Raw genomic sequence first — 10,408 nt, 5'->3', positions numbered from 1 at the left:
CAGGCGGGGGGCCGGGCGCCTCGGGCGCGGGCGCCTCCTTCGGAGCCCCCGGGGCCCCGCCGGCGCGGGGACGCGCGGGTGGTGCCGGCGAGGCCGCGGGCGGCGACGTGTCGATCGTCCTCCTCCTGTCGGAGGCCGAGATCGAGGTGAAGCTGAAGGGCCGCTACAAGGTCTCCCCGCAGATCGCCGGCGCCATCAAGGCGGTGCCGGGCGTGGTCGAGGTGCAGGCCGTGTAGGGCGGCGCGCCGCCGCCCCAGTGTCGCAGGGTGGGCAGGCGAGCCCGCCCACGCCGGAGGCGCGTCTAGAAGCGGCGCCCCGGGCCTCCCGGACCTCCCGGACCCCCGGGGCCGCCGGGTCCGCCCGGGCCGCGGCGCACCGTGGTGCCCTGGTTCTTCCGCGAGCCGGCGACGATGCCGAGCACGACCCCCGTCGTCACCGCGGCCGCGGCCGCCGCGGCCGCCGCCCCGCCGTCGTCGCGGTAGGGGCGACCGCCCCGATAGGGGCCGGGCCCGCCGCCCTGGTAGTAGGTCGGCCCGCCGCCTCGATAGTAGGTCGGTCCGCCGCCCTGGTAATAGGCCGGTCCGCCGCCCCGATAGCCCGGGCCGCCGTCGAAGTCCGGCACGCAGGCCTGGCGGCGATAGCTGAAGCGCATCCCGCGGCCGCAGCCGTCGCGGACCAGCGTCACGTCGCCCGTCGCGGCGGCCGGTGCGGCGGGCGCCAGCGGCATGGCCGGGGCCTCCGAGATCGTCACGACGGCCAGGGTTCCGATCGCGACCGTCACGCCGAAAGTCTTGCGGAGCATGAGCGTTTCCTTTGCTGGGGCACGGCGCACCCGCGGCTGCGGGCACGCGCGACGGCGTCGGCGCACGACGCCGCGGCCGCGGAGATGCTCCGCGGCACGACGCGATCCGACGCTGGTACGGGTGATGTGCCGATGGGCTCGCTGCGCCCTTGCGGGGGATGGGACGAGAAGCTCGACACCTTCTCGTCTTGTGGGCGCAGGCGGGTCGCGACGAAGGTGACCCCGATCCCACGCTAGCCCGCGGCGGGCGGGCCGACAATCCGCAGCGGCGGCGCGTCTGGTCGCATCTCTGTCACGTCGAGGTGATCAGGATCCGCGAGAGTCGCCTGGCCGACCGGTCGTGATCACGTCGCGACACGCACGTCGTGTGCGCGGCCTCGTGCCCCGGACGAGGCGCGGCATGCCGCAGGCCCGACGCGCCGCGGAGCGTGACCCCCCCGGATTTCGCTTCGCTCAATCCAGGCTACGAAGAGCCCGGGCTACGCTTGCTTGCCGACGCGGGGGCCGCCGCGTCCAGGCGGGTGCGGCAGTGGCGGCACCAGGTCGCGTCGAGCGCGACCGGATGGCCGGCCGGGCAGCGCGTGGCGCGCAGGAGGTCGAGGAGCGTCGTCAGGCAGGCGCCGTAGAGGACCATCCAGACGCTCCAAAAATCGGCGGCGCCGATCGACCAGCCGGTCACCCAGGCGAGGAGCGAGCGGACGACGTCGAACGCCGCATAGAGGCCGAGGAGCGCCAGCCAGTCCGGGGTCGGGCGCGGCGCGAGCGGGCGGGTGGCGTTGTGCAGGAGCCCGGCGGCCACGATCAGCGGCACGACGCCGAGGCCGACCGCCAGCGTGACGGCGCCGCCGCCCGGCCGGGGCAGGCCCGCGACGTCGACCGCGTGCAGCAGCGCCCCGCCGGCGACACCGAGCCCGGCCCAGACGATCAGCAGGATCAGCACGGCTCGGGTCATGGCATCGGCCCGCATGCACGGCCACGCGGCCGTTCCGCCTTTGGTGGCGGCGTGCGGGCCGGCGGTTCAGCCGGACGGCGTCGGCGTCCGCGCGGCCGTCAGCGGGTGCGGCGGGTCGGGAAGGCGTCGCGGATCGCGGCGTTGAAGTACTCGCCCTTGGAGGGGGCGGCGAGCAGGGCGGCGTAAATCTCGGCCGGCACGTCGCCGTACACGTAGACCCGTCCGGTCGCGAACGTGATCTCCAGCTCCCTCAGCGCCGCGTCGTAGCACACGGCCGTCATCATCGAGGACTCGACGTGGGGCATGGGAACCTCGCAGCTCGAAGGGTGAGGCAAGTGTCGCAGTCGCAGGATGGGCGGAGCGAAGCGTGCCCTCGCGTTCGGGGAATGGCGAGGTCGACCGAGGGGCCCGGTGCGCGGCCGCGTGCCCCGGACGAGGCGCGGCAGGCCGCAGGCTTGGTGCGCCGCAGAGCCGGGGCCCAGGGGCGGCACGACGGACCCGTGCAGCAAAAAAGTTCTCCGACCGCCTCGCCCGATCGCTCCTGGGGCCCGGTTCACGGCGCGATGCGCCGCGCCCGGGACACGAGGCCGTCGCCGCGGCGGCACCTCGTAGCACCTCGTAGCCCGGGTTGAGCGCAGCGAAACCCGGGATGCGGCGCTTGCCGGAGCAAGAACCCCCGGATGTCGCGGACGCTCTGTTGGGTGATCGACAAGTGCGGCTGGCGTCGGAGCAAGAAACCCCGGATTTCGCTTCGCTCAATCCAGGCTACGAAGAGTCCGGGCTACGCTTGCTCATTCGTCCAGATATTGGCGAGCTATTTGGAGGCTTTCGCGAGTGCGGTCTAACTCGCGTTTCGCGTCCCAGATGTCGTCTTCTCGCTCGCCCTGTCTGCGCAATAGCGGCGGGATCGTAGGATCTTGGATTGGAGGAAGTGAGCTGAAAAAAGCGGCGATAGATGTTATCGAGAGAATTAAAAACATGAAACAAGAGAACCCCTTTACAATCCCTTCAAACCCGAACCCGGATTGCCACGAATCGTAGCCCATCAAAGCGGTGCTGAATCCGAAAAAGGCAGCCGAGGCCACGCTTAGATATGATCCGATCCAGCTATTTCTATTGAAGCGAGCGGCAACATTGACGGGCGCCCTGTTGAGGCCTTTTACGGTCCCTCTGATCTTCGGGGGGGCGCTGTTCGCTGAATTGCGGTTGACTATGAGTTCGATGGCTATGCCATCGTCCGGATCAAGAAAATCGAAATCTAAGAAGAAGCAGCTCTTTCGAGCTTCAAGCGATATCTTTGGGCTGATGCTGCTCCTAGTTGGACGAGCGGGGGCGATCTCTAATATCTCTGCGTTGTTGTACTCGAAGCCTACGGGATCCGATCGTGAAATTTCTTTTCCATCAATGGTGACGTTTCCGCAGTTCCATACAAAGATTGTGTACTTTACAGGATCCTGGATTTTGTTATCTTTATAAGATACGGTAAGTCCTTCGAATTCCCTTCGATTGCGCCCAAGAAAGCTGTAACTTACAATTGAGTAGCATAAGAGTTTCTTTGATTGACCTTTTTTAAAGTAATAAAGCGCCGTAATCCAGCTCAGGATCGCTCCGCCGATTAGGCTGGCTAGCATTCCAAGAATATTGGGATCTGAAAGATATGATAGCAACGGCTTCGTTCCGAAAGCGACTCAGCTGACGCCGGCCGCCCCGTACGGAGCGGCCGGCCGTAGCGTCTCAAATCCTCACGAACACCCCGTCGTGCTGCCGCACGTGTTGCACTTCATGCACGTGCCGTTGCGGACGAGGGTGAAGTTTCCGCATTCGCCGCAGGCTTCGCCTTCGTAGCCTTGGGCCTTGGCTTCGGCGCGCTTTTCGGCGGCGTGGGCTTTTGCGTCGGCGCGGGCCTCGGCCTTCTGGGACGGGGTCGGGTCCTGCCAGGGCAGCTCGTCGAGCGCGGTGCGCGCGGCGGGCTCCGCCTTCAGGGCCGCCGCGGCGCCGCCGCCGGCGCGGGCGAAGGGCGCGACGTTCGACGGCGCGTGCCCCGCGAGGGAGCCCGCGAGTGCGGTCGGCGGCGCGGCCGCGGCGCGGTTGTCGGCGTGCGAGCCGCCATGAGATCCGCCGGCCGGGGCAGGGGCCGCGACATGCCCGGCGTGGCCGCCCGGCATGACGACGAGCTTGTCGGTGCGCGAGCGGGTCAGGCCCTTCGAGACGTACTTGGCCGCCGGGCTCGGCTCGATCTTGCCCTCGCTGACGCCCTTGCCGAGCGCGTCGAAGCCGCCCGTGGTCGACGGGTCGACATGGGCGAGGTCGAAGCGCGACATGTAGGAGACGGCGAGCTCGCGGAACACGTAGTCGAGGATCGAGGTCGCGTACTTGATCGAGTCGTTGCCCTGCACCGGGCCCGACGGCTCGAAGCGCGTGAACGTGAAGGCCTCGACATACTCCTCCAGCGGGACGCCGTATTGCAGGCCGAGCGACACCGCGATGGCGAAGTTGTTCAGCAACGACCGGAGGGCAGCCCCCTCCTTGTGCATGTCTATAAAAATCTCGCCGAGGCGGCCGTCGTCGTACTCGCCGGTGCGCAGATAGACCTTGTGGCCGCCGACCACGGCCTTCTGGGTGTAGCCCTTGCGGCGGTCCGGCATCTTCTCGCGCTCGCGCATGACGACGATGCGTTCGACCACCTTCTCGACGATCTTCTCCGAGAGCGCCGCGGCGCGCGACGCCATCGGCTTCTCCAGGAAGGCGTCGATGTCGTGATCGTCGTCCTCCTCGTCGTCGGCGACAAGCTGGGCGGAGAGCGGCTGCGAGAGCTTGGAGCCGTCGCGATAGAGCGCGTTCGCCTTGAGGGCGAGCTTCCACGACAGCATGTAGGCCGCCTTGCAGTCCTCGACCGTCGCCTCGTTCGGCATGTTGATGGTCTTGGAGATGGCGCCCGAGATGAACGGCTGCGCTGCCGCCATCATGCGGATGTGGCTCTCGACCGAGAGGAAGCGCTTGCCGTTGCGGCCGCAGGCGTTGGCGCAGTCGAACACCGGATAGTGCTCGGGCTTGAGGTGCGGCGCGCCCTCGACCGTCATGGCGCCGCAGACGAACACGTTCGCGGCCTCGATCTCGCGCTTGGTGAAGCCGAGCGCGCCCAGCATGTCGAACGACGGCTTCGACAGCTCCTCGGGCGAGAGGCCGAGCGTGTCGGTGCAGAAGGCCTCGCCGAGCGTCCACTTGTTGAACGCGAATTTTATGTCGAACGCGGTCGGCAGCGCCTTCTCGACCTTGGCGATGATGTCGGGCGTGAAGCCCTTGGCCTCGAGCGCCTTGTGGTTGATGCCGGGCGAGTCGGCGAGCGTGCCGCGGCCGACCGCGTAGGCCTCGATGTCGGCGATCTGCGCCTCGGTGTAGCCGAGCGCGCGCAGCGCCTCGGGCACGGCGCGGTTGATGATCTTGAAGTAGCCGCCGCCGGCGAGCTTCTTGAACTTCGCCAGCGCGAAGTCGGGCTCGATTCCGGTGGTGTCGCAGTCCATCACCAAGCCGATCGTGCCGGTCGGCGCGATCACGGTCGCCTGCGCGTTGCGGAAGCCGTGCTCGGTGCCGAGCGTCAGCGCCTTGTCCCAGGCCAGCATGGCGTGGTCGACGAGCCGCTTGTCCGGGCAGGCGTGGTGGTCGAGCCGCATCGGCAGCGTCTGCAGCTTCTCGTAGGCGTGCTTCTCGCCGTGCGCGGCGCGGCGATGGTTGCGCACCACGCGCAGCATGTGCTCGCGGTTCTTCTTGTAGCCCGGGAAGGCGCCGAGGATCGACGCCATCTCGGCCGAGGTCGCGTAAGAGACGCCGGTCATGATGGCCGACAGCGCGCCGCAGATCGCCCGGCCGGCGTCGGAGTCATACGGGATGCCGGTCGACATCAGGAGGCCGCCGAGATTGGCGTAGCCGAGGCCGAGGGTGCGGTACTCGTAGGAGAGCTGGGCGATCTCCTTGGAGGGGAACTGCGCCATCAGCACCGAGATCTCGAGCACGATGGTCCACAGCCGCACGGTGTGCTCGTAGCCCTCGACGTCGAAGCCGAAGGCGTCCGCCGTGTCACCCTTCTGGCGGAAAGTCAGCAGGTTCATCGAGGCGAGATTGCACGCCGTGTCGTCGAGGAACATGTACTCCGAGCACGGGTTCGAGGCGCGGATCGGCCCCGAGGCCGGGCAGGTGTGCCAGTCGTTGATGGTGGTGTGGAACTGCAGGCCCGGATCGGCCGACGCCCAGGCGGCGTTGGCGATCTTCTCCCACAGCTCGGCCGCCTTCACGGTCTTGGCGACCTTGCCCTTGGTGCGCCAGGTGAGGTCCCACTCGCGGTCGGACTCGACGGCCTTCAGGAAGACGTCCGTTACCCGCACCGAGTTGTTGGAGTTCTGGCCCGAGACCGTGAGATAGGCCTCGCTGTCCCAATCCGTGTCGTAGATCGGGAAGTCGATGTCCTTGTAGCCCTGGCGCGCCAGCTGGATCACCCGCTTGATCGCATTGTCGGGCACATGATTTTTTCGCGCGGCTTTGATTTCCCGCTTCAGCACGGGATTCTTCTCGGGCGTGAAGCAGTCGTCGCCGGACCCCTGGCAGTTGACGCAGGCCTTCATCACGGCGCGCAGATGGCGCTGGGCGATGCGCGAGCCGGTGACCAGCGCCGCGACCTTCTGCTCCTCGGTCACCTTCCAGTCGATGTACTTCTCGATGTCCGGGTGGTCGACGTCGACGATCACCATCTTGGCGGCGCGGCGCGTGGTGCCGCCCGACTTGATGGCGCCGGCCGCGCGGTCGCCGATCTTGAGGAAGCTCATCAGGCCCGACGACTTGCCGCCGCCGGAGAGCTTCTCACCCTCGCCGCGCAGGCGGGAGAAGTTCGTGCCGGTGCCGGAGCCGTACTTGAACAGCCGCGCCTCGCGCACCCACAGATCCATGATGCCGCCCTCGTTGACGAGGTCGTCCTGGATCGACTGGATGAAGCAGGCGTGCGGCTGCGGGTGCTCGTAGGCCGACTTCGAGCGGTGCAGCTTGCCGGTCTTGAAGTCGACATAGTGGTGGCCCTGGCTCGGGCCGTCGATGCCGTAGGCCCAGTGCAGGCCGGTGTTGAACCACTGCGGCGAGTTCGGCGCGACCATCTGCATCGCGAGCATGTAGCGCAGCTCGTCGAAGAAGGCCTGCGCGTCGGACTCGGCGTCGAAATAGCCGCCCTTCCAGCCCCAATAGGTCCAGGTGCCGGCGAGCCGGTCGAACACCTGCCGGGCCGAGCTCTCGCCGACGAACCGCTCCTTCTCGGGCAAGCCGGCGAGCGCCGCCTCGTCCGGCACCGAGCGCCACAGCCACGAGGGGACAGTCTCCTCCTCGACCTTCTTCAGATGCGCGGCGACGCCGGCCTTGCGGAAGTACTTTTGGGCCAGCACGTCGGAGGCGACCTGCGACCAGGCGGCCGGCACCTCGACCGCGTCGGCGCGGAACACCACCGAGCCGTCCGGGTTGCGGATCTCGCTCTGGGTCAGGCGGAACGGAATGTCCGCGTAAGGAGACTGCCCGTCCTTGGTGTAGCGCCGCTCGATCCGCATCTCTGGCCTCTTGCCTTGCCCGGCCGCGCCCCGTGCGGACGCGTCCGAAAGTCATCCCCGTCGCGACCCGAAAGACTCGCGACCCCATTCGTCGTCGCGTGCCGAACGGCCCGCGACCCCACTCATCGGCTCCGTGCTCCGACTGAACGCCCGCTACTCGCCGGTGATCCGCGCGCGGTCCCGGTCTCGTGTTCGACGTCGGCCGGAAGGCTCCCCGTTGGGTGAGGCGTGGGCGCGACAAAGGGTGTCCACAAGGGCAATTGGCCCCGGCGGAGGTCTGTCGCAAGCCTCAGGGATCCGTCCGGCGTGGACGTCGTACCAGCCGCGCCGCAGGGCCCGAACGCTAGGCCGACTCCGCCGAGGCAGTCAAGGATTAGCGTGAGAGTCTGAATCATCCCCTAAATGTGGTGGGCGCGGGGAAGAATTCCGGGGATAATTTTAACGCCTCGGCAACCCTCTGGAATCCAGTCGGGATTCTGTAAAGCCTCGGACGGACCCGGATGTGACCCGGTAGGATGCTGCTCCCAACCAGTGTCACGCGGCCGTCACACGATCACTAAATCCGGTGTGGAAGGTCGGCACCCGCGCAAGTCCGCAAAGGTATTTTGGTAGGTTTCGGGCGGGTGCCGGTGCCGGGGGAGGGCGCCAGGGCCGCCGGGCCGCGCGGGCCCCGAGTCGCCGCCGGCGACTCGGAAGCGGGAGCCGCTGGTCAGGCGGGCTCGCGGACCGGCCGGGCGGCTCGGCCGGGCGTCGCGTGAGAGGGCGCTGGGAAAGAGGGCCGCCCGGCCGACGGCGTCGGGTCGGCCGTCCGACCGGGCGCGGCGAAGTGGGCTGGCGACGCCGGGTCCGGGTGGCCGGCGACCTCGGCCCGGACATGCGGCAGCCCTTCGGGGTGCGCCTCGCGCAGGAAAGCGATCATCCTCTCGCGCACGTCGCAGCGCAGGTCGAAGGCCTCGCCGGCCGTGCGGGCGCTGACCAGCGCCCGCAGCTCCATGGTGCGCTCGGTCGCGTCGGTGACCTGCAGGGCGCAGACCCGGCCGTCCCACAGGGCCGAGCCCTTGGCGATCTCCTCGAGCTTCGCCCGCAGCCGGTCGACCGGCACGGCGTAGTCGACATAGAGCATCACGGCGCCGAACAGGGCCGGGTTTTCGCGGGTCCAGTTCTGGAACGGCTTCTCGATGAAATAGGTCAGGGGCACGATCAGGCGGCGCAGATCCCAGATGCGGACCACGACGTAAGTCGAGGTGATCTCTTCGATCTCGCCCCATTCCCCCTCGACGATCACGGCGTCGCCGAGGCGGATCGGCTGGGTCATGGCGAGCTGCACGCCGGCGATCAGGTTGGAGAACAGGGGCCGGGCCGCGAGGCCGACGACGAGGCCGGCCGCGCCCGCCGAGGCGAACAGGCTAACCCCGTACTGCCGCACCGTCTCGAAGTTCATCAGCGCCGCCGCGGCCGTCACCACGACCACCAGGATGGCGGCGACGCGGCGCAGGATCCGCACCTGCGTCAGGTGCTTGCGGGCGAGCGGATCGTTCGGCATCTCGCTCCGGTAACCGCGCATGTAGAAGGCGGCGCCGAGATCGACCGCGATCATGGCGATCCAGCCGAGCAGCATGACGAAGACGACGCCGAGCAGCTTCACGGCGATGTCGGCGGCGGTCGAATCGAACGGCAGGGCCGGCAGCAGCACGGCGACGACGAAGATCACGGTCGCCAGGCGAGTCGGGCCGCGGCTGCGCTGGAGCAGCGTCAGCACGAACGGGCGCGCCCGGAAGATGCGGCGGAGCAGCCGGCCGACCAGCGCATGCAGGGCGAGCACGAGGACGACGGCGAAGGCCAGGACGACCAGCCCGACGACGATGCCCGGCACCTTCGAAAGCACGTCCAGAGTTGCCGCCAACAGATTGTCGATGAGCCCCAATCTGCCCTCCCTCGCAATTCGAATCCGGGCCACGCTGCCGATCCCGCAGCGCAGCATCGGAGGTCAACAGGCCGTCTCCGGCTCTGTTCCGAGCCATGTCCGGCGGATCGGGCCGGGTCGAGCGCGCTCGCGCAACGTGGGCGGCCGTCGCCTTCTGGACTTCCCGGCGGCCGGGTGGCAGAAACGCGCAAAGCCTCCGGCCCTGCAGGTGGACGATGGACCTGAAGACCTTCCTGACGCGCGTGTTCACGTGGTGGAACGGCCAGACCTTCGGGACGCAGTGGTGGACGGCGCGCCACGGCGAGCTGGTCGGCCAGGACGACCAGGGCAACATGTATTACCGGGAGAAGGGCGGGCGGATCAGCCCGGCGCTCGGCTTCGAGCGCCGCTGGGTGATCTACAACGGGCTCGCCGAGCCCTCGCGCATCCCGCCCGAGTGGCACGGCTGGATTCATCACACGATCGACGTGCCGCCGACCGAGCAGCCCGTCACGGTTCGCGAGTGGTGGAAGCCGCACAAGCCGAACCTCACCGGCACGCCGAACGCCTGGCGGCCGCCCGGCTCGACGCTCGCCCAGAATCGCCGACCCGCCGCGACCGGCGACTACAAGGCCTGGACGCCGGGCCGCTGAGGCGGCGGGGCGGCGGACCGCCGACGCCGGCCCGGGCTCGGCCCGGTCGGAAAAAATCGAGACCCGAAAGCGGTTTCGTTTCCCTTTCGATGCCGCAATCCGCGTGTTAATTGCGCCTCCTCGCGAGGGCGACGCCGCGCGAGCGCGCCGGGCCGGTCGCCCCGGATCGGGCGCGCCGCCGGCGTGCCGCCTCCGCTTCGGATGACGAGATCCATGTCAGGTTTTTCGCGCGCGCCGCTGCTGCTTCTCGGGCTGCTGATGACGACCGCTCCGGCGGCCGCCCAGTTCGGCGCGATCTTCGGCGAGCCGCCGCCGCGGCCGCCGTCCTCGGTCCCGACCCGCCGCGAGCCGCTGCCGCCGCCCGGATCCCTGCAGCCCGTCACGCCGCTGCCGCCCGACCAGTTCGACAGTTCGCCGCCATCCCCGCCGTACCCGGAGCGGCGCGGGGCCGTGCCGGGCGGTGGTGCGCCGGGAATCGAATCGCAGCCGCTGGCGCCGCCCTCCGGCGCCGCCACGGCC

General features: G+C 68.9%; 8 protein-coding genes and 1 pseudogene. 3 read left to right on the top strand and 6 right to left on the bottom strand.

Going from position 1 to position 10,408, the window contains the following annotated elements; translation table 11 throughout:
- Positions 1–236 (top strand): hypothetical protein (locus tag CCR97_RS31455; RefSeq protein ID WP_207199598.1); only part of this gene is annotated, 236 nt, incomplete at its 5' end.
- Between the two features lie 65 nt (positions 237–301).
- Here the strand turns inward: CCR97_RS31455 and CCR97_RS27150 are convergent.
- From CCR97_RS27150 to CCR97_RS27125, 6 genes are all read right to left on the bottom strand, one after another.
- Positions 302–802: a hypothetical protein gene (locus tag CCR97_RS27150; protein WP_111360007.1), complete on the bottom strand. Its 501-nt coding sequence runs from the start codon at positions 800–802 to the stop codon at positions 302–304.
- A 463-nt stretch (positions 803–1,265) separates the two neighbouring features.
- A complete protein-coding gene (locus CCR97_RS27145) occupies positions 1,266–1,754 on the bottom strand; it encodes a hypothetical protein (protein ID WP_146618928.1) in 489 nt (162 codons plus the stop codon).
- Between the two features lie 98 nt (positions 1,755–1,852).
- Entirely contained in the window at positions 1,853–2,059 is a 207-nt protein-coding gene (locus CCR97_RS27140) for a KTSC domain-containing protein (RefSeq protein WP_111360005.1), read from the bottom strand.
- A gap of 486 nt (positions 2,060–2,545) precedes the next feature.
- Positions 2,546–3,421 (bottom strand): hypothetical protein, encoded by an 876-nt coding sequence (locus CCR97_RS27135; RefSeq protein ID WP_170146062.1) that lies wholly within the window; start codon positions 3,419–3,421, stop codon positions 2,546–2,548.
- 75 nt (positions 3,422–3,496) lie between these two features.
- A complete protein-coding gene (locus CCR97_RS27130) occupies positions 3,497–7,333 on the bottom strand; it encodes a vitamin B12-dependent ribonucleotide reductase (RefSeq protein ID WP_201160054.1) in 3,837 nt (1,278 codons plus the stop codon).
- A 709-nt stretch (positions 7,334–8,042) separates the two neighbouring features.
- Complete coding sequence (locus tag CCR97_RS27125; protein ID WP_244670697.1) at positions 8,043–9,257, bottom strand: mechanosensitive ion channel family protein; 1,215 nt, start codon at positions 9,255–9,257, stop codon at positions 8,043–8,045.
- 215 nt (positions 9,258–9,472) lie between these two features.
- On the opposite strand from CCR97_RS27125, the gene CCR97_RS27120 reads away from it, so the two are divergent.
- Both CCR97_RS27120 and CCR97_RS27115 read left to right on the top strand, forming a co-directional pair.
- Positions 9,473–9,889: an NADH:ubiquinone oxidoreductase subunit NDUFA12 gene (locus CCR97_RS27120; RefSeq protein ID WP_420826105.1), complete on the top strand. Its 417-nt coding sequence runs from the start codon at positions 9,473–9,475 to the stop codon at positions 9,887–9,889.
- Positions 9,890–10,102: 213 nt separating this feature from the next.
- Positions 10,103–10,408, top strand: a pseudogene (locus tag CCR97_RS27115) (DUF2155 domain-containing protein); the annotation flags it as partial.

Origin of the sequence: Rhodoplanes elegans, from assembly GCF_016653355.1 — a bacterium.
GTDB lineage: Bacteria > Pseudomonadota > Alphaproteobacteria > Rhizobiales > Xanthobacteraceae > Rhodoplanes > Rhodoplanes elegans.
This window is presented reverse-complemented; position numbering and strand designations above follow the sequence as displayed.